This window comes from Leclercia sp. 119287, assembly GCF_009734485.1.
Classification (GTDB): Bacteria; Pseudomonadota; Gammaproteobacteria; order Enterobacterales; family Enterobacteriaceae; genus Enterobacter; species Enterobacter adecarboxylatus_C.
On the sequence record NZ_CP046445.1, the window covers coordinates 2,398,035 to 2,423,946 of the forward strand.

Sequence of the window (25,912 nt, forward strand, 5' to 3'; positions counted from 1 at the left end):
GAGAAAATGCGCTGGCGTGATACCGCGCATGAACATCAAGCATAGACCAGGAAAATTAATGTGAGATGGGTCACTGCGAAGGGTGCGATCTGTATTACCGGGTAGCGGCTACGCCTTACCCGGCCTACGAAAGGCTGCGATGTGTCTTGCCGGGTAGCGGCTGCGCTTTACACGGCCTACAGAAACGTAGGCCCGTGCAAGCGCAGCGCCGCCGGGCATTAGGAATTATGCCGGTTCCGGCAGTCTGAAGCTGGCGATGCTCTGGGTCAGGTGTTTCGCCTGTTCTTCCAGCGAGGCGGCCGCGGCCGCGGACTCCTGCACCAGGGCGGCGTTTTGCTGGGTGACGCCGTCCATCTCGGTTACCGCCTGACCGACCTGGCCGATACCACGGCTCTGCTCTTCCGACGCCACCGAGATCTGCTCCATCAGCGCGTTCACCTTATTGACCGAATTGATAATGGCATGGATCACCTCCCCCGAGCGATTCACCAGCTGAGAACCGTTTTTCACGCTGGAGACCGACTGGGCGATCAGGTTTTCGATATCCTTCGCCGCCACGGCGCTCTTCTGCGCCAGGGTACGGACTTCCGTTGCTACCACCGCAAATCCCCGTCCCTGGGTGCCGGCGCGGGCGGCTTCAACCGCGGCGTTCAACGCCAGAATATTGGTCTGGAAGGCGATGCTGTTAATCACGCTGGTAATATCTTCGATACGCTGGGAGTTAGCGGCGATGGTGTTCATGGTCTCGATCACCTCGCGGGTCACGGCCTCCCCCGTGCGGGCGTTATTCACCGCATCCTGCACCAGCTTCCCGGCCTGATACACATTGTCGGTATTATTGGCGACGGTAGCGCTCAGTTGCTCCATGCTGGCGGCGGTTTCTGTCAGGGCTGACGCCTGCTGCTCGGTACGTGAGGCCAGATCGATGTTGCCGGAGGCAATTTCCTGCGAAGCGTAATTGACGGTACGGCAGGCTTCACGCACCTGAGAGATAGTCTCCAGCAGGGCCAGACGCATCTGCTCCATCGAGCCCATCAGCAGATCGATTTCGTTGTTCGAGCCCGCTTTTTGCGGCACCGCTTCCGTCAGCTGACCGGCAGCGATCTGGCTGCAGTGCGCCCGCGCCAGGTTAATCGGGGCAAAGACAAACCGCTTCATCAGGACGCTCACGCCGATAATCACCACCACAAACAGCGCAGCAAAGGCGGCAATAATGGTTAAGCCGGAGGCAAAGTGGGATCGCGCATCGTCATTCAGCTGTTTCGCGTATTTCTGGTGCACGGAGAGCACCTGGTCGAGGACGATTTCGTACTGGCGGTCGAGACGGGAGATCTGTGGGATCAGGGCATCAAATTTTGCCGCGTCATGCGCCGAGGCCGCATCAATCAGCGGTGCCAGCCCCTGATTACGGTAGGCGAGCCAGGCGTCGTCGTAATCTTTCACTAACGGAGCTTCATCCGCCAGACGCGGCGCGGCATTAAAGGCGGCAAACGCGCCATCGGCCTTGGTCAGCGCCAGCTTTACCGAGTCCAGCTTCTCCGCAAGACCGGCGGTATCTCCGCTCTCCGCCTGCTTCATGTACTCCATGACCCGCACGCGCAGGGTACGGCTGTGGTTAATGGGATCGATAATGGATAACACCACCTGGATCTCTTTATTCACGTTATCCAGTGAATCATTGCTTTTAATGGCCAGCCAGACATTGGTTGCGCCACTGGCAACAAAGAAAAACAGCAAAGCGAGCAGAATGGCAAGGGACGACTTTTTCAACGACATAACTACCTCAGATATAAAACGGTCTGAAGTGTTATCGGCATCCGCCCCTTAATATTGAATTAAAGTTATTTATTTATAAGAATATCAACAGGGTCGCTAATCGTTATTTAAATCAGCGGATTGCACGACAGGGCCTTATATTCAGGCCCTGCGATAGATGGAAAATTTTTATCTGTTCAGCAGATGATTATTGGTGGCGTATTTAATCGTTTAAATATTCAGCGCTGGTAAATTGCGGCCAGTGAATTTCCCCCACGCCGTTTAATTCAGGCCGGGCGAATAAAAATCCCTGAAAACGCTTGATGCCTGCCGATTCAAGCCAGCACCACTCTTCGATTTTCTCGATGCCCTCAGCCACCAGCGCAATCTCCATGTCGGTACAGCAGCTGATAATCGACTTCACAATCGCCTGTTTCGGGCCGCTTAAGTGGATATTGCTGACAATCTCGCGATCGATTTTCAGTTTATCCGGCTGGAAACGGGTCAACAGCGACAGCCCGGCATAGCCAGAGCCAAAATCGTCAATCGCCAGACCAATCCCCGCCGCCCTCAACTGCTTGATGGCGCTGTTAAACTGGTTAAAGCCGGAGATCATTTCGTTTTCAGTGACCTCAATCACCACCTGCTCCGGCTGTAAACCGTGGATAAGGATCTGATCCATCAGATAATCGACGGCGCCGGGCACGTTGACCAGCGACATCGGCAGCAGGTTGATGGCAATTTTATGGTCACCGATGCCAATTTTCTCGGCCAGCGCAAAGGCGTAGGCCTTGGTCAGCAGATCAACCTCATACACTTTGTCCTGATCGATGGCGTTAAAGAACCGCTCCGGGCTCCCGCCGTCGTTGCCGCGGATCAGCGCTTCCAGCGAGGAGATTTTACCCTCGGTGGGTTGGACGATCGGCTGCAGGGCAAACTGACAGACCTGATTATCAATCAGCCCGTTGATGGATTTGCCAAAAGGGGCATGCTCCGGGGCCAGCGTCCACTTCTCCGGCCGGAAATTTGACCCGCCCAACGCTTTTTTCTGCTGGTTGATAAAAGTCTGAATAAATTTAAATACCCGATCCTCCGCCGCCAGATAATTATCCAGCTTGCTGTAGCGCAAAACGGAGGAACGCACCGATTTGGACGTCTCGATACGCAGATCGAAGAGCAGCATACCGACGTTCTCGAAGCGCCGACGCGGACCGTAGTCACGCATCAGCTCCACCACGCTGTCGTGGCGTTTGTCTTCGCGGATCTTCAGGAACAGCGTCTCAATAACCTCTTCAGACCCTTCGAGGATCTGCAGAAACTCGACACCGTCAAACAGCAAAATGCCCGTGACGTCCAGCGCGGTATTACTGTGTTTGGCCTTTTCAACAAGTGAGAGGAGGGATAAAGATTTACAGGACGGATTTAACTGGCTTTTGTAAATGAGTGTAGTCAGCACAGCCATTGTTCCCGATAGATTGTTAGGCCTTTTAAGCTATTGTGTAACATAAATTACGATCGCCGACTAATAGTATTAAAAGGATATATCAGGAAACAGGCGATTCGGCTCAAAAATAATCAACGTGAATGTTTAATTCTGGCGGAGGCGAATGTGAAATGTACCTTGCGACTGTTGCTCTGTTTACCGGTATACGCTCTGGCCGCTCCGCTGGTGCCTCCTGCCGGTTTTACCCGCCCGCTGCCCCATACCGCGTCGGGCGGCTGCGTAGCCCTGCCCGCGCCCTTTACCGCCCCGCTGACGTTGCGCAGTAAATATGAGGGATCGGACAGCGCCCGCGCCACCCTTAATCCGCAGGCCGAGCAGGCGTTTCGCGCCGCGTCTAAACCCATCGTCGGCTTTGAACGCGGGATCTCGGAGATGGTGTGGCGCTATAAGCAGAGCGGAGATCCGCATACCCTGCGCTGTATTCTGAATGGTTACGCGACATGGGCCGACGCGGAGGCCTTGCTCTCAGAAGAGACCAGCCACACCGGGCGCGCCATGCGCAAATGGGCGCTGGCAACGCTTGCCAGCAGCTGGCTGGAGCTGAAGTTTACCCCCGGGACGTCGCTTGCCGGACAGCAGGCCACCGAGCGCTGGCTGGGCCAGCTGGCGGATCGGGTGGTACGGGAGTGGGACGGCCTGCCGCTGGAGAGCACCAATAATCACAGCTACTGGGCAGCATGGGCGGTCATGGCCAGCGCCGTGGCGCTCGACCGGCGGGATTTATTCACCTGGTCATTAAAAGAGTACCGCATCGCCGCCGGACAGATTGCCGCCGACGGCACGCTGGCAAACGAACTGCGTCGCCGCGAGCGGGCGCAGGCCTATCACAATTACGCTCTGCAGCCGCTGGTGATGATCGCCAGTTTTGCCAGAGCCAATCAGGTAGATGTCATTCAGGAGAACAAGGGCGCGCTGGCGCGGCTGGCGGGGTATGTTTTGCGGCAGGACGAGTCTCATCCCGAATGGCTGGAGCCCTGGTGCGCCATGCAGCACTGCACATCAGTGACACTGTCACGCCTGGACGCCAGCCGTCCGTTGCAGGATCGCCGCCTCGGCGGCAATCTCACACTACTCTATCAGCGTTAAATCTGCGCCATCCCGCCATCCACGAACAGCTCGGTGGCATTGATAAAGCTGGCGGCATCGGAAGCGAGAAACGCCACCGCTTTAGCCACCTCTTCCGGTTCGCCAATGCGTCCCAACGGTACCGTCGACGCTAACGCATCGAACAGCCCCTGGCGCCGATCTTCCGGTACCAGCTCACCCAGCCCCGGGGTTTTAATCGGGCCTGGGCTGACCACGTTGACGCGGATCCCGCGCCCCTGTAAATCCAGCGCCCAGGAGCGGGCAAAGTTTCTCACTGCCGCCTTGCTGGCGCTGTAAACGCTGAAGTTGGCGGTGCCTTTAATGGAGACGGTCGAGCCGGTGAGGATCACCGAGGAACCGGAAACCAGCAGCGGCAGCGCCTTCTGCACGGTGAAGAGCACGCCGCGCACGTTGGTGGCGAAAATGCGGTCGAAGTGTTCTTCGGTGATGGCCCCCAGCGGCAGCATATCTCCGCCGCCAGCGTTGGCAAACAGCACGTCCAGCCGCCCGGCCTGTTCAGCGATTTGCGCATACACCGCATCGAGATCGTCAAGGCGCGAGGCATCGGCGCGAATACCGATCGCCTGCCCGCCCAGGCTGGCGACGGCATTGTCCAGTTCTGCCTGATGACGACCGGTGATGTACACCTTCGCCCCCTGAGCGGCCAGCTCTTTTGCCGTTGCCAGACCGATACCGCTGGTACCACCGGTGACGAGTGCGACTTTACCTGTTAATGCTGAGTTCATGTGATTTACCTTCTGTGTTGTTGGTGTGGATGCACTCTACCGCTTGCGGGATTAGGGAAAAATCAGCAAAAATGGAAATCACTTTTTCCCACGGGGAATAATCCCCGTTTTGATGAGCGCCGCTCTATGGATCAGTTAATGGCAATGCGCGCCTTTACGCGCGTGGTAGAAACCGGCAGCTTTACCCGGGCGGCAGACTCGCTGAACATGCCCATCGCCACCTTCAGCAAACTGGTAAAAGCGCTGGAGGCGCACCTTGGCGTGCGTTTGTTGCAACGTACCACCCGACGGGTAACGCCGACGCCGGAGGGGCAGGACTATTATGAAAAAGCCCGACGGGTGCTGATTGATATCGAAGATATCGACACCTCGTTCAACGCGGTGAAACAGCAGCCGCAGGGGCATTTACGTATTGATGTGGGGGGCTCGACGGCGCGGGACGTGCTGATCCCGGTGCTGCCGGATTTTATGCGCCGTTATCCCGACATCCGCATCGACCTGGGCGTGGCGGACCGGCCGGTGGATTTAATCAGCGGCAATGTGGACTGCGTGATCCGCGGCGGCGCGCTGGGGGACTCTTCCCTGATTGCCCGGCATATCGGCAATGCAGAGATGGTCACCTGCGCCACGCCGGGCTATCTGAAACAGCACGGGATCCCCGCCTACCCGGAGGAGCTGCGGAACGGTCATAAGCTGGTGAGCTATCTCTCGCCGGCTAACGGTCGCGCGGTGCCGTTTCGCTTTACGCACGACGATGAGGTTCGCGAAATCAACCTGCGGCACCATATTGGCGTCAACGAGAGCAACGCGCACCTGGCGGCGGCGGTTGCCGGAATGGGGATCATCCAGACCTTTCGGTATTCGGTAGGGGCGATGCTGGAGGCAGGCACGCTGGTGGAAATTCTGGTGAAATGGCGGCCGCCGGACTACCCGTTTTACGTGGTATATCCGCAAAACCGGCATGTGACGCAGCGGTTAAGGGTGTTTATCGCCTGGCTGGCAGAGGTCTTTCCTGAAGCGGTGAAGGGATAGCCGGGCGCAAGGCCCGGCGGAAGGATCAGTTCAGGGTATAGTCGAGGGTGATTTCAGCTTTCAGCACCTGCGACACCGGACAACCGGCTTTGGCCTTCTGAATAATGCCGTCAAACTGCTGCGGGTCAATGCCCGGCACGGTCACTTTGCTCTGCAACGCAATTTTGCTGATGGCAAAGCCGCTGTCGGTTTTATCCAGCGACACATCCGCAGTAGTGTCGATGGAATCGGCGGTATAGCCCGCCTCGCCCAGCATCAATGAAAGCGCCATTGAGAAGCAGGCCGCATGCGCTGCGCCAATCAGCTCTTCCGGGTTGGTGCCCTTTTCCCCTTCGAAGCGGGTATTAAAGCCGTAAGGTTGCTGATTAAGGACGCCGCTTTCGGTGGAAACTGTCCCTTTACCGCGTTTAATATCGCCAGACCAGTGCGCCGAACCGTGCTTGTGAATTGTCATAAATTGTTCTCCTTTTGGCATACAAGGCGTTAAGTATAGAAGAGAGATCGGGCTTTGCGGCAAAGACGGAACAGTCTCACCCCATTGTGCAAATATTCACCCGCTGCCAGCCTGCTATATTTTAATATTTGCTAAGGAGAGAAGAATGAATTTACCCGTCAGAGGCATCGATCACATCGGTATTACCGTACCGGACATTAATCAGGCCACGCTATTTTTTGAACAGGCGTTTAACGCGAAAGAAATATATCGTTCCGTGGAACCCGGAGACGGTAATATTGATCCCGACGCCCAGCAAAAGACGTTGCGCTTATTCCCGGGCACGGAAGTGCGCGCTATTCGAATGCTGGCCATGCCCCACGGGCCCGGGGTTGAGCTGTTCGAAATGCACGGCCCGGAGCAGCAGTCCCCGGCCAGAGCAAGCGACTTCGGTCTTCAGCACTTTGCCGTCTATGTCGATGATTTTTCACAGGCGATAAAACGCTTTACCGCGGCGGGTGGCGAGATATTTACCGAGCCAAAAGCGCTCTCGTTCCCGGCAGAACAGGGAGAAGGCAACGTCTTTTGCTACGGCAAAACGCCCTGGGGCAGCGTCATTGAATTGATATCCTGGCCCTCCCCCATGCCTTATGAAAAATACACGCCTCTGCGTCGCTGGAAGCCATGATATATCCATGAAAGTGCTGTGATTATGATATTTTTATTTCCAGGACGAGTCTTAGACACAGCGCTAAAAAAGTTTGCCATTCTGAATGTGCATTTCGTTACTGCGAACCGGAACATTAGACAGAAAACGACACGGAGGCACTATGTTTACTTATACTTCAGCAACCACACCATCCGCACAGCCGGAGCTGGTAAATGCAATTGCACAGGGTTTACGCGCAGAACTGGGCGCTGTCACCGAAGATGACATTTTGATGGAACTCACCAAGTGGGTTGAGGCCTCAGACAATGACATCCTCAGTGACATCTACCAGCAGACCATTAACTACGTCGTCAGCGGTCAGCACGCCAGTTTCTAAAAACCTGCTATGCTGGATCTGCAACCTTAGGGGTTACATTTCGTTCGCCTTATCACTATCAACAGGAATGAGGAGTTAATATGAAATCGAACCGTCAGGCACGCCATATCCTGGGACTGAACTACAAACTCTCGAACCAGCGTAAAGTGGTGATTGAGGGCGACAGCGAAACGCAGGTCACCCACGCTACCGGCAGAAAACGCCACGAACCTAAGTAAGTTCGCTAAAGCATACCTGACACCACCGGCTACTCCGGTGGTGTTTTTGTTTGTATGTTGCGGTTTTTAACATTGACCTCCTTTATACTACCCGCCTGACATCCCCTGCGGGCACGACAGCGACAATGATCAACACCAGTGCCAGGGACGGATTTCCAAAAATTAAGTGAGTGACATGGACAACAAAGCAACCCGACATCGTTCCCTTTACATCCCTTACGCCGGGCCGGTTCTGCTGGAGTTCCCCCTGCTGAACAAGGGCAGCGCCTTCAGCATGGAAGAGCGTAGCAACTTCAACCTGCTGGGCCTGCTGCCGGAAGTGGTGGAAACCATCGAAGAACAGGCCGAGCGTGCGTGGATCCAGTACCAGGGCTTCAAAACCGAAATCGATAAGCACATCTATCTGCGCAATATCCAGGACACCAACGAAACCCTCTTCTATCGACTGGTGCAAAACCATCTCGATGAGATGATGCCGGTGATCTACACCCCGACCGTTGGGGCCGCCTGCGAACGCTTCTCCGAAATTTACCGTCGCTCCCGCGGCGTGTTTATCTCCTATCAGAACCGCCACCAAATGGATGACATTCTGCAGAACGTGTCAAACCACAACATCAAGGTGATTGTGGTGACCGACGGGGAGCGTATTCTCGGTCTGGGCGACCAGGGGATCGGCGGAATGGGCATCCCGATCGGCAAGCTGTCGCTGTACACCGCCTGCGGTGGCATCAGCCCGGCCTACACCCTGCCGGTGGTGCTGGATGTCGGCACTAACAACCAGCAGCTGCTCAACGACCCGCTGTATATGGGCTGGCGCCACCCACGCATCACCGACGACGAGTATTACCAGTTCGTGGATGACTTTATCCAGGCGGTAAAACACCGCTGGCCGGACGTATTGCTGCAGTTTGAAGACTTCGCCCAGAAAAACGCGATGCCGCTGCTGAACCGCTATCGCGACGAAATCTGCTCCTTTAACGACGACATTCAGGGCACCGCGGCGGTCACCGTCGGCACCCTGATTGCCGCCAGCCGCGCGGCGGGCAACCAGTTAAGCTATCAGAAGATCGTCTTCCTCGGCGCCGGTTCCGCCGGGTGCGGTATTGCCGAGCAGATCATCGCCCAGACCCAGCGGGAAGGGTTAAGCGAAGAGCTGGCCCGCTCGCGCGTCTTTATGGTGGACCGCTTCGGCCTGCTGACCGACGCCATGCCGAACCTGCTGCCGTTCCAGACCAAACTGGTGCAAAAGCGCGAGAACCTGAAAAACTGGGATACCGACAACGAAGTGCTCTCCCTGCTGGACGTGGTGCGCAACGTCAAACCGGATATTCTGATCGGCGTCTCCGGACAGACCGGGCTGTTCACCGAAGAGATCATCCGCGAGATGCATAAATACTGCGCTCGCCCCATCGTGATGCCGTTGTCGAACCCGACTTCACGTGTGGAAGCTACCCCGCAGGACATCATCGCCTGGACCGAAGGCAATGCGCTGGTTGCCACCGGTAGCCCGTTCTCCCCGGTGGTATGGAAGGATAAAACCTACCCGATTGCCCAGTGTAACAACTCCTATATCTTCCCGGGGATTGGCCTCGGGGTGATCGCCTCAGGAGCCTCGCGCATTACCGATGAGATGCTGATGTCCGCCAGCGAAACCCTGGCCAAGCATTCACCGCTGGTGAACAACGGCGAAGGGCTGGTGCTGCCGGAGCTGAAGGATATTCACGTGGTGTCGAAGGCGATTGCCTTTGCCGTAGGCAAGATGGCGCAGCAGCAAGGGGTGGCGGTGAAAACGTCTGCCGATGCGTTGCAGCAGGCGATTGATGAGAACTTCTGGCAGCCGGAATACCGCAGCTACCGCAGAACCTCAATTTAAAAAGCAAAAAGGCAACGCGAGTTGCCTTTTTTTATGTTGGTACGATCTACTTCTTCTTATTCAGCATCGCCTGTAAATCGGCAAACGGATTATAGGTTGCCGCGCCTACGTCTTTTTGCGCGTCCTCACCCGCTACCACGGTAGTGCCGTACAGATCCTCTTCCGTATATTTAGAATGCTCGTGATCGTGACAAAACAGACACAACAACTCCCAGTTACTGCCATCTTCCGGGTTATTGGTGTGGTCGTGATCGATATGGTGGACCGTTAATTCACGCAGGTTTGAATAAACAAATTCCCGCGAGCAGCGCCCACATACCCAGGGATAGATTTTGAGTGCTTTTTCGCGATAGCCGCTTTCCAGCCGCGCGTAGTTTTTGGGGATCAGAGCCATTGCTGAGATTACCTGTGACAAAAAACTAATTTTACGCCAGTACGGCCGGGAATTCACCTGCGTTCACTGCCGCAGTCCATCGTTTCTGTGAGCTGGCGCTGCGTCAGCCACCAGAACGCCAGTGCCAGCAAACTGACCATCGCCCCCAGCAAACACACTCCCTGCCATCCGAAATGGGCATACGTAAGGGTGGTACCGATCGCGCCCAGCCCACTACCGACGGTATAAAAAAGCATATAAATCCCCACCAGCCGGCTATGGGCATCCGGGCGGGTGCGAAATATCAGGCTCTGATTGGTGACGTGTAGCGCCTGGCCGCCCAGATCCAGCAGCACGATACCGATCGCCAGCGCCCAGAGTGACATATCCATCAGCGACAGCGGCCACCAGGCCAGCAGCAGCGTCAGAAGCGCCATTCCGCTGGTGCGCCCGGCATATCCCCGATCCGCCCACTGACCGGCACGCGATGCAGCCAGCGCGCCGACCACGCCCGCGAGCCCGAACGCGCCAATCATTGTGTGCGAGAAGCTATAAGGCGGCGCGCTCAGGGGCAGCACCAACGCGCTCCAGAAGATGTTAAAGACGGCGAACATCAGCAGCGCCAGCATGCCCCTCACCTGTAACACCTTCTCCTGACGCAGCAGCGTCAGCATCGAGGCTAACAGACGGGGATAAGTCAGCGCGTGAGAAGCCGGAGGCAGGACGGGCAGCCGTCGCCACAGCGGGATCGCAATCGCCAGCATCAGGAGCGCGGCACAGAAATAGACCCCGCGCCAGCCCGTCAGATCGCTGACGCCCCCGGCAAAGACCCGCGCCAGCAGCAGCCCGATAAACACCCCGCCCTGCGCCGTTCCCACCACCCGCCCCTGCTCATGAGAGGCCGCGGCGCTGGCGGCATAGGCGATCAGCCCCTGGGTCATCGCCGTCCCGAGCAGCCCGACGGCGAGCATGCCAGCCAGCAATACCGGCGCGGACTGCGCCATCCCTACCGCCGCCAGGGCGATAGTCAGAGCTAGCATTTGGATCGCCATCAGGCAGCGGCGATCCACCCTGTCACCCAGCGGCACCAGAAAAAGCAGCGCCAGCGCGCAGCCTATTTGCGTGGCAGTAATAACACCGCCGACCGCGGCCTGGCTGATGGCAAAATCCCGGGCCAGGGCGTCCAACAGCGGTTGCGCGTAATAGACATTCGCTACGCACAGGCCGCTGGCGATGGCGAAGAGCCATACCAGACTACGTGACAGACCCGCAGGTTTGGCCTCGCCCTGCAATAGCGTCATTTCTCCTTTCATGGTCTTACCCCTCTTCATTTGGTTTTAAGATAAAACCAAATGAAGGCTAGATGAGATGGTTTTAAAATGCAACCAATTGGCGTGTCTTGCTGAAATGTCCCTTCCCCGCTACACTCCCTTCATCCATCAACCTACTGAATATAAAAGGAGGCTAATTATGCTGTGCTGTGAAATCTTTGATATTTCACTTCACCTTGGTGATCGCACCTGCTCAAGCGTTATCGGTTTCGTGCTGCGATAACTTCGGCTTGAGCGAAGACACCTAAGACTGAATCCCTTCTCTCGGGCTTACCGGGTTATCGTCAGCGATGTATGACGAGGCATTTTTATGCCTGTAACTCTTGAGTAAGCAAATGAGCACATTACTGACTGCACTTTCTCTTCGTGTTGATACTGCCTTTGACACGCTGTTCAACGACCTCACCTTTAGCCTGAAAAAAGGCGACCGCATTGGTCTGCTGGGCGATAACGGCTGCGGCAAAAGTACCCTGCTGAAGATCCTCGACGGCACAGACGCCCCCCTTTCCGGGACGGTTGCGCTGGCCGGACACTGCCTGATGGCTCGGGTCGAGCAGCATCTGCCTGAATCTGTTTATCCGCTGACAATGATTGATGCGGTGCTGGCGCAACTGCCGGTGGCGGAACGTGAAAGCCTGCGCTGGCGGGCGGAAACCCTGCTGGCAGGTATGGGCTTTACCCCACAGGACACCGCCCTGCAATCAGCCACCCTCAGCGGCGGACAGCACACCCGACTGCTGCTGGCGCGGGCGCTGATTACTGAGCCGGATCTGTTGCTGCTGGATGAACCCAGCAACCACCTCGACCTGCCGACGCTGTTGTGGCTGGAGCAGTTCCTGCAAAACTGGTCCGGCAGCTTTGTGCTGGTGTCTCACGACAGACAGCTATTAGATGCCGTCACCAACGGCAGCTGGATCCTGCGCGACAAAACGCTGCACTACTTCGCCCTTCCCTGCACCCGCGCACGTCAGGCGCTGGTGGAGAAAGACGAAAGCGATGCCCTGCGCCATAAAGCTGAGCAAAAGGAGATCGACCGGGTCACCGCCAGCGCAAAACGGCTGGCGACCTGGGGCAAGGTCTACGATAACGAGGATCTGGCCCGCAAGGCCAAACAGATGGAACGTCAGGTCGAGCGCCTGAAGGAGAGCCAGACGACGCTGACAACCGGCAGTCCATGGACTCTAACCCTGCGCGGCGATGCGCTGCGTGCCGATCGGCTGCTGGAGATCGACGCCCTCGGCGTTGCGCCTGCGCCTGGCCTGCCGGCGTTATTCTCAGTAGAAAACGTCCGTCTCAAAAGCGGCGATCGGGTGGCGATTGTCGGGCGCAACGGCTGCGGAAAATCCTCCCTGATGCGGCTTATCTGGCAACAGTTTATTGCCAGCGAAATGCATGCCGGGCTGAAGATCCACCCGCGCGTAGCCACGGGGTATTACGACCAGACCCTGCATCAGCTGGCGGACGACGCCACGCTGATCGACGCTCTGGAACCGTTCGCCCCCAATCCTCAGGATCGCAAGATGGCGCTGATCTCCGCCGGATTCGCCTGGGCGAGGCACGGACAAAAGGTCAGTACGCTTAGCGGCGGGGAGCGCTCGCGGCTGCTGTTTATTGGCCTGACCCTGGCCCGCTTCAGCCTGCTGATGCTCGATGAGCCGACCAACCATCTGGATATGGAAGGTAAAGAGGCCCTGGCAGAAACGCTGCAACAGTTCGAGGGTGGCGTGCTGCTGGTCAGCCATGACCGGCAGTTAATCAGCCAGAGCTGTAACCGCTTCTGGCTGATTGAAAATGGTCAACTCAGCGAATGGCATGATGCCGACGCGGTGTTTGCCCGACTACGTGACGGCAACGGGGTCAGTGCTGTGCCGGTTCGGGCCGCACAGCAAGATGAACCAGAGGCACATGACGATCTGCTGGAACGGTTGATTATGCTGGAGACGTTGCTGGAAGAAGATCGGCTGCGTAAGCCTAAACATCAGAAGCCGCAGCTTCAGGCACAGTGGCAGGAGGAGATTGCCGCGCTGACGGCACAGCTGTAGGAAATCGCCCGGCGGGTAGCCGCCGCCGGGCCATTTTTTACTTCGGCTGATTCGTTTTCCAGGCATCCCATGCCTGTTTAATTTCCTGCTTCGCGGTGGCGGCATCGTTAAAGCCGTTCAGCTCCACCGACTTGCGCCCTTCCGACAGCTGTTTGTAGACGCGGAAGAACGACTCAAGACGCTGCTGCTCAATCTTCGGCAGATCGCTCAACTCTTTGATATCGTCATAGGTCGGGTCAATTTTGCTGGCCGGTACGGCGACAATTTTGTCGTCTTTCTCGCCGCCGTCGATCATCTTCAGCACGCCAATGGCGCGCAGTTTAATCAGGGTACCCGGGGCCATCGGCGCGCGGGTATAGAAGATCACGTCCAGCGGATCGCCATCACCCGCCAGGGATTGGGTCAGCGAGCCATAGTTTGCCGGGTAGGCCACCGGCATCGACTGGAAGCGGTCGGCCACGATAAAGCCCGTTTTGGCATCCGTTTCATACTTAATAATCCCGCCGGCCGGAATTTCGGTGACGGCGTAAAACTCTTCCGGATTATTATCAGGCTGTGGGAATTCGAGAATATTTTGTGCCTGCACAGAAGCTGACAGGAGGACGCTCACTGCGAGAAGTTTTTTTACCAGATGCATTGTCTTGTTAACTCTTCGGTTTTTAAGAAGACCACACCTTACGGTTTCGAAATGTCAGAAACATGACAGATTTACTGCAGAAATATTTACCATGCATTCATTATGGTTATTACAGCATCCGCTATCGTCGTTCCGATAAATCTGCGTTAAATGATGACATTATGTTTCACAGCCCTTGCCTCAATCATTAAAAAAATTAATCCTTAAGGAGTATGTCGCGCTGTTGGACGTCATACCTGCCTCGCAGATCCTCATTATGAAAATGGAGAAACATATGAAAGCTGCTGTCGTGACTAAAGACCATCAGGTAGAAGTGACCGAGAAAACCCTGCGCCCGCTGAAGCACGGCGAAGCGCTGCTGAAGATGGAGTGCTGTGGCGTCTGCCACACCGATCTTCACGTTAAAAACGGCGATTTTGGCGATAAAACCGGGGTGATCCTCGGCCATGAAGGCATTGGCGTGGTTAAGGAAGTCGGTCCGGGCGTCACCTCGCTGAAACCGGGCGATCGCGCAAGCGTGGCGTGGTTCTTCGAAGGCTGCGGCCATTGCGAATACTGTAACTCTGGCAATGAAACCCTGTGCCGTACCGTAAAAAACGCCGGGTACTCCGTGGACGGCGGAATGGCAGAAGAGTGCATCGTTACCGCCGATTATGCGGTAAAAGTGCCGGACGGGCTGGAGTCCGCCGCCGCCAGCAGCATTACCTGCGCCGGGGTGACCACCTATAAAGCGGTGAAAGTGTCAGAGATCAAACCCGGCCAGTGGATTGCAATTTATGGCCTGGGCGGGCTGGGTAACCTGGCGCTGCAATATGCCAAAAACGTTTTCAACGCCAAAGTGATCGCCGTTGACGTAAACGATGAGCAGCTGAAGCTGGCGACCAGCATGGGCGCCGATCTGGTCGTCAACTCCCGCAGCGACGATGCCGCGAAATTCATTCAGGAAAAAACCGGCGGCGCCCACGCTGCGGTAGTGACGGCAGTGGCGAAAGTGGCCTTTAACTCGGCGGTGGATGCGGTTCGTGCCGGTGGCCGGGTGGTGGCGGTCGGTCTGCCGCCTGAGGCGATGAGTCTCGATATTCCGCGTCTGGTGCTGGATGGCATTCAGGTCGTGGGCTCGCTGGTCGGCACCCGCCAGGATCTGACCGAAGCCTTCCAGTTTGCCGCCGAAGGCAAGGTTGTGCCGAAAGTGGCGCTGCGTCCGCTGGGCGATATCAACGCCATCTTCAAAGAGATGGAGCAAGGCCAGATTCGCGGCCGTATGGTGATTGATTTCCGTTCGTAACCTTGTTCCCTCTCTCTTGAGGGAGAGGGTCAGGATGAGGGGGAACGGGCCGCACTCCCCTGTAACACTGCATGCCCGGCGGCGCTACGCTTGCCGGGCCTACGAATTCCGCCGATCCGCAATCCACTCCTGCACCTCAATCTGAAAAGTATCCGGTGCCTTACGGTACATTTTGCGCGCCAGGTCGAGAATGGTATGCCGCGCCAGCTCCTCTTCCATCCGCTGCTGGGCGCTGTCCATCACCGAGCGCACGCCGCACGGTCCGTCGCAGACCCAGGCCGGAGGCGTTTCGTCGAACACCGCCAGCCGCTGACGCACTTCACGACACTCAAACGTATTTTTCTCGCCATCAATGGCGTGGGCCACATCCAGCACGGTGATCAGTTCCGCAGGCCGCGCCAGCCGAAAACCGCCGCCCTTTCCTTCAGTGCTGCTCACCAGCCCGGCGCGCGACAGACGCGTGAAAATCTTGCCCAGATAGTCGTAAGGCACGCCCTGTAGTGCTGCCATCTCCCTGACGCTCATCTCGCGGTCGTTCCCTTTCGCATCCACCATGGTCATCAGGCTATGAATGCCGTACTCCACGCCGGAACTGTAAAAAGCCATGCTTAACTCCGAAGTTATTATTCCGGGTCATTATAGCCGCGTTTCGTAAAAGAAAGACAGTCACAATCCTCTCTTCATCTAACCCTCTGTTTTTACGGTGCCCGGTTATTTAACTCAGAAAGATGTTGTCGCAGTTAACTACGACAAGTATAGTTGTAGTCACGTCGGCCACGGGGCCTGATAAGAAAAAGGATCGAAGATGAAGAAGCAAATTTTAATTGTGGGCAGCGGTTTTGCGGGAATGTGGGCTGCGGTAAGCGCCGCGCGCCTGGCCGATGTTACGGGCAGTGACGACCTGCAGATCAGCGTCCTGGCGCCCCGTCCGGAGCTGCGGATCCGTCCGCGCTTTTATGAAGAGCAGGTCGCGGGCTTTGCTGCCCCGTTAAGCGAGCTTTTTGCTGAGTTGAACATTCACTTTATTGCTGGATCCGCTGAACGTATTGATGCGAAGCAGAAAAGTGTCTGGTATCGCGACAGCCAGGGCAACGTGACGCTGGCCGCTTACGACCGTCTGATCGTGGCGACCGGCAGCCAGACCCGACGCCCTGCCATTGCCGGTCTGGCCGAATTTGCCTTTGATATCGACCAGCTGGAATCCGCACAGATTTTTGAAAATCACCTCGATTCACTGGCCCTACGCCCTTCTACGCCGGAACGCAACACCCTGGTAGTGTGCGGAGGCGGTTTTACCGGCATTGAACTGGCGACCGAACTCCCTGCCCGTCTGCGGGCCCGTTTCGGCGAAAATACGCAGACTAAAATTATCGTAGTTGAGCGCGGCGCAGTAATTGGCGGGCGTTACAGTGAAGAGCTGCGCAATACAATTGAAGAAGCGAGCAATGAACTGGGCGTGGAGTGGCGGCTAAACAGTGAGATCAAAGCTATTGATGCTACAGGCGTAACGCTGAAAAACGGCGAGCGCATCGCTGCCGCCACCGTCGTCTGGACGGCAGGCGTGGAAGCGCATCCCCTCAGCCAGCAGATTGCGGGCGAACGCGACGGCCAGGGACGCTTAATCGTCAACGAGAGCCTGCAGGTACCTGCCCATCCAGAGGTCTATGCCACCGGAGATATGGCCCATGCCCGCACCGACGATCTCGGCAACACGGCGCTAATGACCTGCCAACACGCCATCCAGTTGGGCAAGTTTGCCGGGCACAACGCCGCCGCCAGCCTGCTGGACGTGGCCCCCTATCCCTATCGTCAGGTGAACTATGTCACCTGTCTCGATCTAGGCGGCTGGGGCGCGGTCTACAGCGAGGGGTGGGACCAGAAAGTGAAATGCGTGCGCGACGAGGCGAAGAAAATCAAAATCGCCATCACCAACGAACTGATCTACCCGCCCGCAGCAGACCGCGCCATGGCCTTTGCCGCCGCCGATCCGCTGGCGAAATTTGTCTAGAGACGACTCACCGCGCCCCCGCCGGCGCGGTTTTTTATTGCCATTTTCCGCAAATCCTTAGCTCAATTCCTTGGTTCCTTTCTTTTCTGCCCCGCCCGAAGATGCATTCGACGCTAACAAGAAAAAACATAAGGAATTCACCATGCAAACCCCATTTTGCCTGCCGCTGTTGACGGCGCTCATTCTTGCGACGACGGCGGCGTATGCTGCCGATACCCCGGTTAAAGGCGGCACGCTGGTCTATCTGGAGCAACAGGCTCACACCAATCTCTATCCCCCGGCGGGCGGGTTTTACCCCAACGGCGGGATCCTGAACCAGATCACCGACAAACTCACCTGGCAGAACCCTAAGACCCTGGAAGTGGAGCCGTGGATCGCCGAGAGCTGGAGCACCAATGCCGATAAAACCGAATACACCTTTAAGCTCCGCCCCGGCGTGACCTTCTCCGACGGCACACCGCTGGACGCGAACGCAGTGGCGAAGAACTTTGATACCTACGGCAAAGGCAACAAGGCCCAGCGCCTGCCGGTATCGGAAGTGATCAACAACTACGACCGCAGCGAAGTGATCGACCCGCAGACCGTGAAGTTCTACTTCAAAAAGCCGTCCCCGGGCTTCCTGCAGGGCACTGCTACTATCGGCTCGGGTCTGGTCTCCCTGAGCACGTTACAACGTAACTTTGAAGAGTTGGGTGATGCCCGACATATCATCGGTTCCGGTCCGTTCGTGGTGAAAGACGAAAAGCTGGGCCGGGAGGTGCACCTTCTGGCGCGGAAAGACTACGCCTGGGGCCCGAAAAACCTCGCCCAACAGGGCCCGGCGAACCTGGACGGCATCACTTATCTGGTGACCCCGGAGGACAGCGTTCGCGTCGGCGCACTGCTGGCCGGACAGGCCGACTTTATCCGCCAGGTGCAGGCCTATGACGAAAAACAGGCCACCGATCAGGGATACCACATCTACGCCGCCCCCACCCGCGGGGTAAACGACAGCATCAGCTTCCGCCCGGATAATCCGCTGGTAGCCGACATCCGGGTGCGCCAGGCGCTGCTGCACGCCACCAACGCGAAGCAGGTGGTTGAGACCCTGTTCTCGCCTAACTATCCGCAGGCCAAATCGGTCATAGCCGACTCCGCCGCGGGCTATGTCGATCTCAGCGACAAGCTGACCTTCGACCCGGCCAAAGCCAGCAGCCTGCTGGATGAGGCGGGCTGGAAAGCGGGCAGCGACGGCATCCGCGCCAAAGACGGCCAGCGTCTGGCCCTGACTATCTATGAATCCCTGCCGCAGCCGCAGAATAAAGAGGTATTGCAGCTGGTGGCCCAGCAGTGGCGTCAGGTGGGCGTCGCCCTCAACGTGAAGGCCGGTGATGCCGGAAGCCACGTTCTCGACAACCTCGACCCGCTGAAGACCCCACTCACCGTCTCGGAAGTGGGCCGCGCCGACCCGGACGTGGTGAAGAGCATGTTCTACCCGAATAACCGCGACGCCCTACTGCAAAAAGGCGGCTCCAGCGACAAGGTGAACAGCTTCCGCGACGACAAGCTCAACGAGCTGCTGGTGAATATCTCCGCCGAAGTGGACCCGCAGAAACGCCTCCAGCTTACCGGCGATGCCCAGCGCTATCTGCTGGATAACGCCTACGTGATCCCAATCTTCGAAGAGCCGCAGGTGTTTGCCGGTGCGCCCTGGTTAAAAGGGGTGAGTTTTGAAGCGGTCGGTCGCCCGTCGTTCTACGGCGCGTGGATCGAGAAACATTAAGGAGTCGACGATGAGCCACTATCTGCTGCGACGGGCCGGGCTGGGGCTGCTGGTGTTATGGGCGGCATTCACCCTGTCGTTTGTGCTGCTCCAGGTACTGCCGGGGGATGCGGTGCTGATCAAGTTCCAGAACCCGGATCTCGGTCTGAGTCCGGCGCAAATCGAAGAGATGCGCATCGCCTACGGGGCCGACAGCCCGCTGTGGCAACAGTATCTGCACACCCTCGGGGCGATGCTGCGCGGCGATTTTGGCTTCTCGGTGCAGGCGGGCGTGGCGGTGAGCGAGCTGATTGCCACTAATCTGCCGGACACCTTAAGCCTGGCGTTGCCCGCCTTTGCGCTGGCGGTGGTGCTGGCCTTCTCCCTGGCGCTGGCCTCGCGCCTGCCGGGGCTGCGCTGGTTAAGCAACGCCATTCAGTCCCTGCCGGTGTTGTTTATCTCCCTGCCGACCTTCTGGCTGGGGATTGCCCTGATTCAGCTGTTCTCGTTCCAGCTGCGGCTGATCCCGGTGATTAACCCGACCCCGCTGCAGGGGCTGATCCTGCCGATTGTCACCGTCGCCATTCCCATCTCCGCCCCGCTGGCGCAGATCCTGATGCGCAGTCTGGATCAGGTGGCCGCCCAGCCGTTCGTTGCCGTGGCGCGGGCCAAAGGGCTGAGTGAAACCGCGGTCCTCTGGCGGCACGTCACGGGCAATGCCCTGCTGCCGGTGCTGAACATCGCCGGGCTGCTGCTGGGCGAACTGATTGCCGGGGCGCTGATCACCGAAACCGTGTTCGGCCGCAGCGGGCTGGGGCTGCTGACCCAGCAGGCGGTGAACAACCAGGATATCGCCGTGCTACAGGCGGTGGTGATGATTTCCGCCCTCGGCTTTGTGCTGATTAACCTGCTGGTGGATCTGCTGATGCCGCTGTTCGATCCCCGCCTGCAAACCGTTACCGGAGGTGCTGCATGAGCCTTGTTGATTATGCTGCTGCGGCGCGCAAGCGCATCCCGGCCTGGCGCGGATGGCGCTGGCAGCCTGGACTGTGGCTGGCGTACGCCATTATTGCCGCTGCCGCCCTGGCGGCCATCGCGCCGGGGCTGTTTACCCACTACAGCCCGATTGAAGGCATTGCCGGGGCGCAGCGGCTGGCACCCCAGGCTGACTACTGGCTCGGTACCGACCAGTTGGGTCGTGATGTCTATACCCGCATCATCTATGGCGCCTCGCACTCCCTGAGCGCCGCGCTGGTGGCGGTGGCGATGGGGCTGTTTATTGGCACCGCCATCGGCGTGATTGCCGGGGCCTTTGCCGGACGGGTGGAGTCAGTGCTGATGCGGCTGGTGGACGTTCTGCTCGCCATCCCCTCGCTGCTGCTGTCGCTGACGGTAATTATTCTTCTGGGCTTTGGCACGGTGAATGCCGCCATTGCCGTTGGGGTGGCGTCGATCGCCAGCTTTGCCCGCCTGGCGCGCGGTGAAGTGGTGCGCATTCGCCATAGCGATTATGTCGAAGCGGCGTTTGGCAGCGGCGGCACCTTCTGGACGGTGCTGTGGCGCCACATTCTGCCCAATTCGCTAACCGCGGTGCTGGCCTTTGCCACGTTGCAGTTTGGTCAGGCGATCCTGGCCCTCTCGACCCTTAGCTTCCTGGGCTACGGCACCCCGCCGCCGATCCCGGAATGGGGCTTGCTGATTGCCGAAGGACGTAACTATCTCTCAACCGCCTGGTGGTTAACCACCTTCCCCGGCCTGGTGGTCATTGCCGTGGTGCTGGCGACCAACCGTATCAGCCGTCAGTTAAGCGGAGGCCGTTCATGACCGTATTATCTGTTGAAAACCTGACCCTCAGCTACCGCACGGGGCGGGAGTGGCGCGAGGTAGTACATAACGTCAGCTTTACCCTCGGGCGCGGCGAGTTGCTGGCCTTTGTCGGCGAGTCCGGCTCCGGGAAAACCACCACTGCCCAGGCGATCATTGGCCTGCTGGCGGACAACGCCCGCCGCGACGCTGGCAGCATCCGTCTGAACGGGGAAGATCTCAGCCAGTGGTCGGCGAAGCGGCTCGACAGCCTGCGCGGCGCGCGCATCAGCCTGGTGCCGCAGGATCCGGGTAACTCCCTCAATCCGGTAAAAACTGTTGGCGCACAGGTGGGTGAAATCCTGCGTCTGCATCAGAAGATCGGTAAGGCCGAGTGCGATAATCAGGTGCTGGCCCTGCTGACTAAAGTGGGCCTCAGCCACCCGGAGCAGCGGATGAAGCAGTTTCCGCATCAGCTTTCCGGCGGCATGAAGCAGCGGGTATTGATTGCTATCGCTATCGCCCTGCGCCCGGACGTCATCATCGCCGATGAGCCCACCAGCGCGCTGGACGTGACGGTGCAGAAACGCATTCTCGATCTGCTGGACGTGCTGCGCCGCGAATCCGGCACCGCGGTGCTGTTCGTCACCCACGACCTGGCCCTGGCGGCCCAGCGGGCCGACCGGCTGCTGGTGTTCCGTAACGGCGAGGTGCAGGAGCATGGTGCCACCGCCGACGTGGTACGGGCCCCGCAGCACGCCTACACCCGCCAGCTGCTGAGCGATCTGAACGGACAGCGGTTAACTATCGCCCCGGTATCGGGTCGTCCGCTGGCCTCTCCGGCTATTCGCGCCGAGGGGATCAGCAAACGCTTTGCGCTGGGCAAAGGCCATCAGTTGCAGGCTCTGGATGGGGTTAGCTTTGCCGTTCTGCGCGGCAGCACCCACGCGCTGGTTGGCGAGTCGGGCTCGGGTAAAACCACCCTAGCCCGTATTCTGCTGGGCTTTGAGCAGGCCGACAGCGGCCAGGTGATTATCGATGATATCGACGCCACCACCCTGAGCCATGAAGCGCGTCGCCAGCTGCGGCAGAAGATCCAGTTCGTTTACCAGAACCCCTTTGCCTCGCTAGATCCGCGCCAGACGCTGTTTGAGATCATCGAAGAGCCGCTGAAGAATTTCGCTCCGGTCAGCAAGGCCGAACGCGCCGCCCGGGTGGAGAGCGTCACCCGGCGGGTGGCGTTGCCGCCGGAGCTGTTAACCCGCACCGCGCGGGAACTCTCGGGCGGACAGCGGCAGCGCGTGGCCATTGCCCGGGCCCTGATCCTCGAGCCGACCATTCTGGTGCTGGACGAGGCCACTTCGGCGCTGGACGTCACCGTGCAGGCGCAGATCCTCGCCCTGCTCCAGCAGCTGCAACAGCAGCTGGGCCTGACCTATCTGTTTATCACTCACGATCTGGCGACGGTGCGGCGCATTGCCCACAGCGTTACCGTGCTGCGCAGCGGTCAGGTCGTTGAGCATGGCGCAGTCGAGTCGCTGTTCGCCTCGCCGCAAAACGACTACACCCGCGAGCTGATCGACGCCATTCCCCACTTTTCACAGAAGGAGTACGCATGACGCGTAAACGCCTGGGTTTCTTCACCCGCCTGCTGGACGATGCGCCAGCCCTGGAACGCTATCGCCTGGCAACAGAGCAGATCCGCCATGCCGAACGCTACGGTTTTGACACGGCATGGATCGCGCAGCACCACTTCCACGAGCATGAGGGCGGCCTGCCGTCGCCGCTGGTGTTCCTCGCCCATGTGGCGGCGTTCACCACCCGCATTCGCCTCGGCACGGCCATTATCACCCTGCCGCTGGAGAACCCGCTACGGGTAGCGGAGGACACGGCGGTGCTGGACCTCTTATCCGACGGACGGCTGGAGGTGGGGTTTGGTTCCGGCGGCACGCCGACCTCGTTTTTGCCGTTCGGGCTGACCATTAACGAACGGGCGGCGACCTTCGCCGATCACCTGCACCTGATCCACAGCGCCTGGCGCGGGGATTCGCTGACCCATCCCGATAACCATCTCTATCCGCCCGCCCCAGGACTGACGGAGCGGGTGTGGATCGCGACTTTTTCAGTCGAGGGGGCGGTGCGTGCCGCGCAGCAGGGCCACGGGCTGATGCTCTCCCGCACCCAGCCGCGCCCGGCGGACAATCTTCTGTTGCCGCTGGATGCGATCCAGAACCCGATTATCGACGCCTATCTTGACGCCCTTCCGTCCGGCGTGGCCCCGCGCATTCTGGCTTCGCGTACCGCATTTGTCGCCGACAGCGATGCATATGCGCTGAAGGTGGCCGAACCGGGTCTGACCCGTCAGGCGCAGCAGCATCAGGCTGCCGGGCACGCCCTGATCGGTGACACCGTCACGGATCACGTTCGCCAGTTCGATGCCCATATCGGCGCGCCGCAGACGGTCCTCGCCTCGCTGGCGCAGGATTCGGTCCTGGCGCGCGCTACCGACATTTCGTTCCAGGTGCATTCGGTTGAGCCGTCGCATCAGGACACCTTGCGTTCCATTGAGTTAATCGCAGAGCAGATCGCCCCTCATCTTTTATAAGGAGTCACCATGGCTTTAAGTCAGGATATTCTCGCCGGGCTGGCGGAGATTGCCCCGGGTTCCCCGCTGGAACAGGCACGACTCACCCGCGAGGCGGCAACGCGTCACGCTCAGGGGAGTTACGAAACGTTATTCAGTCAGCAGGATGCCGACTTTGCGCTGGACGAACGCTTTGCCGTGGCGGCAAAAGTGGCGAAATGGCACAACGCCGACGCACTGGCGGCCCACTATGCCGGGTTTGGTCTGGCCGACCCGACCTCAGTGCGCCTGACCCCCGCCCTGGCCTTTGCCCGGTTGCTGACCTTCTCGCCGGTCCAGGCCACCCCGGGGGCGATCAATGCGCTCACCCTGGCGGGCTGGAGCAAAGAAGGTATTGTGACCCTGGCGCAGCTGATTGCCTTTGTCAGTTTCCAGAGTCGCCTGCTCGTTGGGCTGCGTCTTCTTAATGACAAAACGGTGGCGGCAAGCGATGTCCCCGTTGTGGCGGGCCACTGGCACACCGTGCCTTTGACCAAAAATGGTAAAGCCGCGCCGGTCGAATTTACCCAGCTGGAGCTGGGCTGGGAGCCGTGGCTGACACCCAAACCGCTGGCGGAATTTACCGCCGATGAACAGGCGATCCTCGCCAAATTCGGCCATACCGACTCGGACTATTTCCGCCTGCTGGGGCGCAATCTGCCGGTGCTGGAGCAGCGAACGCTCACCGATAAAGGGATTTTCTATACCCCTGGTGGGCTGTCTCGTGCGGAGCGAGAGTTGGCCGCCGCGGTGACCAGCAAGGTGAATGGGTGCATTTACTGCGCCTCTGTCCATGCGCGTAAGGCCAGCCAGCTGTCGAAAGATGATGATGCCGTGGAAAGGCTGCTGGCGGTAGAGCCGGGACAGTCCCTGAGCAGCGGGCAGTCGCCACGCTGGCAGGCGGGGATTGATTTTGCCGCCGCGCTGTCGGTGACGCCGCCGGCGGTAACGCCGGGGCATCTGGCCGAGCTGGAACGTCAGGGGCTGGATACCCTGGCCCAGCTGGATCTGGTGCAGTCAGCGGCGTTCTTCGCCTGGGCTAACCGGCTGATGTTGACTCTGGGTGAACCGTCTTTGCCGTGAGCGCTTTATGCCGGGTGGCGCTGCGCTTACCCGGCATACAAAACCGCGGGTTTATGGAACCGTAGGCCCGCGCAAGCGCAGCGCCGCCGGGCAACCAGCACGCTCGTTGCTCAGGCTAACGCCTGTGCGTCAGCCTGCCCCCGACGGGATTTCAGATACCCGTATATCAACAGCGACGACATCGCGCAGAACGACAGCACCGCCGCAGGCAGAGTCACGTAGCTCCAGCTAAAGCCCAGGGTGATCATCATCCCGCCAAAGTACGCGCCAATGGCGCTGCCGAGGTTAAACGCCACCTGGCCCCCAGCCGCTCCAAGCATCTCCCCGCCCTGCGCATTTTGCAGGAGCAGGATCTGCAGCGGAGCCGACAGCGCAAACAGACCGGCGCAACAGATAAAGCCCATCACCAGCGAGGCCGCAGGCAGCCCGCCAAAGGCAAACAACAGCAGCAGCGACAGGACAATCACCAGATCGGTTATCGCCGCAATCCGCAACGGGCTGTAGCGCCCGGAGAGCTTGCCGCTGAACAGGTTCCCCAGCACCATGCCGAGCCCCATCAGCATCATGATCGCGGTCATCACCCCTTCGGAAAAGCCCGACACGTTGATCATGAACGGCTTCACAAAGCTGAACCAGGCGAAGACGCCGGCGTTGCCAAACATGGTGGCGGCGAAGATAAACCACGGTTCCGGCTTTTTCAGAAAGTGAAACTGCTCACTCAGGCGAAGCTGCGTTTTATCAAAGGTCTGCGGTACCCAGAGGACAACTGACAGCATTACCAACAGGTTAAACGCGGCGATCAGGAAGAAGGTGTAGCGCCAGCTAAACTGATGCCCCAGCCAGGTGCCGAGCGGCACGCCCGCAAGGTTAGCCACCGTCATCCCGGCGATCATCCCCGCTACCGCTACCGTCACTTTGCCCGGCGGCGCTATGCGCGAGAGGATGATGGTGCCGACACCGAAGAACGCGCCGTGCGGAAAGCCGGAGACCAGCCGCCCAATTGCCAGCATGGTGTAGGAGGTGGAGAAGGTAAAAATCGCATTGCCAACGAGGCACAGCGTCACCAGGAACAGCAGGATCGACTTTAAGGAGAACTTACTGGAAAAGAGCGCGACGATCGGCGCCCCTATCACCACCCCGAAGGCGTAAAACGAAATCATATTTCCGGCGGAGGGAATCGTAATGCCTACATCACGCGCCAGCTCGGTTAACACACCCATAATGCCGAATTCGGCCATGCCCAGGCCAAAGGTACCAAGTGCTAACGAAAACACCGTCTTTTTCATACCACAA

General features: G+C 58.7%; 24 protein-coding genes. 15 read left to right on the forward strand and 9 right to left on the reverse strand.

Annotated elements, in window-relative coordinates:
• Window positions 1-225: 225 nt before the first annotated feature.
• Together GNG27_RS11590 and GNG27_RS11595 are read right to left on the reverse strand one after the other, a co-directional pair.
• Entirely contained in the window at window positions 226-1,776 is a 1,551-nt protein-coding gene (locus GNG27_RS11590) for a methyl-accepting chemotaxis protein (RefSeq protein ID WP_156263768.1), read from the reverse strand.
• Window positions 1,777-1,978: 202 nt separating this feature from the next.
• Complete coding sequence (locus GNG27_RS11595; RefSeq protein WP_156263769.1) at window positions 1,979-3,211, reverse strand: diguanylate phosphodiesterase; 1,233 nt, start codon at window positions 3,209-3,211, stop codon at window positions 1,979-1,981.
• A gap of 153 nt (window positions 3,212-3,364) precedes the next feature.
• On the opposite strand from GNG27_RS11595, the gene GNG27_RS11600 reads away from it, so the two are divergent.
• Window positions 3,365-4,345, forward strand: a complete 981-nt coding sequence (locus tag GNG27_RS11600; RefSeq protein WP_231600449.1) for a mannuronate-specific alginate lyase — start codon at window positions 3,365-3,367, stop codon at window positions 4,343-4,345.
• Here the strand turns inward: GNG27_RS11600 and GNG27_RS11605 are convergent.
• On the reverse strand, window positions 4,342-5,091 hold the full coding sequence (locus tag GNG27_RS11605) for a glucose 1-dehydrogenase (protein WP_156263770.1): 750 nt from the start codon (window positions 5,089-5,091) through the stop codon (window positions 4,342-4,344). The genes GNG27_RS11600 and GNG27_RS11605 overlap by 4 nt on opposite strands.
• Before the next feature lie 126 nt (window positions 5,092-5,217).
• Here GNG27_RS11605 and GNG27_RS11610 point away from each other — a divergent pair, with 126 nt between their 5' ends.
• Window positions 5,218-6,123, forward strand: coding sequence for a LysR family transcriptional regulator (locus GNG27_RS11610; protein WP_156263771.1), 906 nt, complete (start codon window positions 5,218-5,220; stop codon window positions 6,121-6,123).
• Between the two features lie 25 nt (window positions 6,124-6,148).
• On the opposite strand, the gene GNG27_RS11615 is transcribed toward GNG27_RS11610, so the two are convergent.
• Window positions 6,149-6,577, reverse strand: coding sequence for an OsmC family protein (locus tag GNG27_RS11615; protein ID WP_142489464.1), 429 nt, complete (start codon window positions 6,575-6,577; stop codon window positions 6,149-6,151).
• A 145-nt stretch (window positions 6,578-6,722) separates the two neighbouring features.
• Here GNG27_RS11615 and GNG27_RS11620 point away from each other — a divergent pair, with 145 nt between their 5' ends.
• The 4 genes from GNG27_RS11620 (at window position 6,723) to GNG27_RS11635 (ending at window position 9,693) form a co-directional block, all read left to right on the forward strand.
• Window positions 6,723-7,244 (forward strand): VOC family protein, encoded by a 522-nt coding sequence (locus tag GNG27_RS11620; protein WP_156263772.1) that lies wholly within the window; start codon window positions 6,723-6,725, stop codon window positions 7,242-7,244.
• 142 nt (window positions 7,245-7,386) lie between these two features.
• Window positions 7,387-7,602, forward strand: coding sequence for a biofilm-dependent modulation protein (gene bdm / locus GNG27_RS11625; protein WP_106992870.1), 216 nt, complete (start codon window positions 7,387-7,389; stop codon window positions 7,600-7,602).
• Window positions 7,603-7,682: 80 nt separating this feature from the next.
• Window positions 7,683-7,820: a stationary-phase-induced ribosome-associated protein gene (gene sra, locus GNG27_RS11630; protein ID WP_032618124.1), complete on the forward strand. Its 138-nt coding sequence runs from the start codon at window positions 7,683-7,685 to the stop codon at window positions 7,818-7,820.
• Between the two features lie 175 nt (window positions 7,821-7,995).
• Window positions 7,996-9,693, forward strand: coding sequence for an NAD-dependent malic enzyme (locus GNG27_RS11635; RefSeq protein WP_156263773.1), 1,698 nt, complete (start codon window positions 7,996-7,998; stop codon window positions 9,691-9,693).
• A gap of 46 nt (window positions 9,694-9,739) precedes the next feature.
• Here the strand turns inward: GNG27_RS11635 and yajD are convergent, their stop codons facing one another.
• Both yajD and GNG27_RS11645 read right to left on the reverse strand, forming a co-directional pair.
• Window positions 9,740-10,087: an HNH nuclease YajD gene (yajD, locus tag GNG27_RS11640; protein ID WP_156263774.1), complete on the reverse strand. Its 348-nt coding sequence runs from the start codon at window positions 10,085-10,087 to the stop codon at window positions 9,740-9,742.
• Between the two features lie 53 nt (window positions 10,088-10,140).
• Window positions 10,141-11,379 (reverse strand): MFS transporter, encoded by a 1,239-nt coding sequence (locus tag GNG27_RS11645; RefSeq protein WP_197090587.1) that lies wholly within the window; start codon window positions 11,377-11,379, stop codon window positions 10,141-10,143.
• A gap of 353 nt (window positions 11,380-11,732) precedes the next feature.
• Between GNG27_RS11645 and GNG27_RS11650 the strand changes: the two genes are divergently transcribed.
• Window positions 11,733-13,439: an ABC-F family ATP-binding cassette domain-containing protein gene (locus GNG27_RS11650; RefSeq protein WP_156263776.1), complete on the forward strand. Its 1,707-nt coding sequence runs from the start codon at window positions 11,733-11,735 to the stop codon at window positions 13,437-13,439.
• Between the two features lie 37 nt (window positions 13,440-13,476).
• On the opposite strand, the gene GNG27_RS11655 is transcribed toward GNG27_RS11650, so the two are convergent.
• Window positions 13,477-14,076, reverse strand: a complete 600-nt coding sequence (locus tag GNG27_RS11655) for an inorganic diphosphatase (protein WP_156263777.1) — start codon at window positions 14,074-14,076, stop codon at window positions 13,477-13,479.
• A 274-nt stretch (window positions 14,077-14,350) separates the two neighbouring features.
• Between GNG27_RS11655 and adhP the strand changes: the two genes are divergently transcribed.
• On the forward strand, window positions 14,351-15,361 hold the full coding sequence (gene adhP, locus GNG27_RS11660) for an alcohol dehydrogenase AdhP (RefSeq protein WP_156263778.1): 1,011 nt from the start codon (window positions 14,351-14,353) through the stop codon (window positions 15,359-15,361).
• Window positions 15,362-15,460: 99 nt separating this feature from the next.
• On the opposite strand, the gene GNG27_RS11665 is transcribed toward adhP, so the two are convergent.
• The gene (locus GNG27_RS11665; protein ID WP_156263779.1) at window positions 15,461-15,967 is read right to left on the reverse strand and encodes an Rrf2 family transcriptional regulator; all 507 of its coding nucleotides are present in this window, start codon (window positions 15,965-15,967) and stop codon (window positions 15,461-15,463) included.
• Between the two features lie 199 nt (window positions 15,968-16,166).
• On the opposite strand from GNG27_RS11665, the gene GNG27_RS11670 reads away from it, so the two are divergent.
• The 7 genes from GNG27_RS11670 (at window position 16,167) to GNG27_RS11700 (ending at window position 24,619) form a co-directional block, all read left to right on the forward strand.
• The gene (locus GNG27_RS11670) at window positions 16,167-17,369 is read left to right on the forward strand and encodes an NAD(P)/FAD-dependent oxidoreductase (protein WP_156263780.1); all 1,203 of its coding nucleotides are present in this window, start codon (window positions 16,167-16,169) and stop codon (window positions 17,367-17,369) included.
• Window positions 17,370-17,511: 142 nt separating this feature from the next.
• Window positions 17,512-19,131, forward strand: a complete 1,620-nt coding sequence (locus GNG27_RS11675; protein ID WP_156263781.1) for a TIGR04028 family ABC transporter substrate-binding protein — start codon at window positions 17,512-17,514, stop codon at window positions 19,129-19,131.
• Between the two features lie 10 nt (window positions 19,132-19,141).
• On the forward strand, window positions 19,142-20,086 hold the full coding sequence (locus tag GNG27_RS11680; RefSeq protein ID WP_156263782.1) for an ABC transporter permease: 945 nt from the start codon (window positions 19,142-19,144) through the stop codon (window positions 20,084-20,086).
• The gene (locus GNG27_RS11685; RefSeq protein WP_142489479.1) at window positions 20,083-20,934 is read left to right on the forward strand and encodes an ABC transporter permease; all 852 of its coding nucleotides are present in this window, start codon (window positions 20,083-20,085) and stop codon (window positions 20,932-20,934) included. The genes GNG27_RS11680 and GNG27_RS11685 overlap by 4 nt, the downstream gene beginning before the upstream one ends.
• The gene (locus GNG27_RS11690; protein WP_142489480.1) at window positions 20,931-22,532 is read left to right on the forward strand and encodes an ABC transporter ATP-binding protein; all 1,602 of its coding nucleotides are present in this window, start codon (window positions 20,931-20,933) and stop codon (window positions 22,530-22,532) included. Before GNG27_RS11685 ends, GNG27_RS11690 begins: the two co-directional genes overlap by 4 nt.
• Entirely contained in the window at window positions 22,529-23,518 is a 990-nt protein-coding gene (locus GNG27_RS11695; RefSeq protein ID WP_142489481.1) for a putative FMN-dependent luciferase-like monooxygenase, read from the forward strand. The genes GNG27_RS11690 and GNG27_RS11695 overlap by 4 nt, the downstream gene beginning before the upstream one ends.
• A gap of 9 nt (window positions 23,519-23,527) precedes the next feature.
• Complete coding sequence (locus GNG27_RS11700; protein WP_156263783.1) at window positions 23,528-24,619, forward strand: alkylhydroperoxidase domain protein; 1,092 nt, start codon at window positions 23,528-23,530, stop codon at window positions 24,617-24,619.
• Window positions 24,620-24,729: 110 nt separating this feature from the next.
• Here the strand turns inward: GNG27_RS11700 and araJ are convergent, their stop codons facing one another.
• Window positions 24,730-25,905, reverse strand: a complete 1,176-nt coding sequence (araJ, locus tag GNG27_RS11705) for an MFS transporter AraJ (RefSeq protein WP_142489483.1) — start codon at window positions 25,903-25,905, stop codon at window positions 24,730-24,732.
• Between the last annotated feature and the right edge of the window lie 7 nt (window positions 25,906-25,912).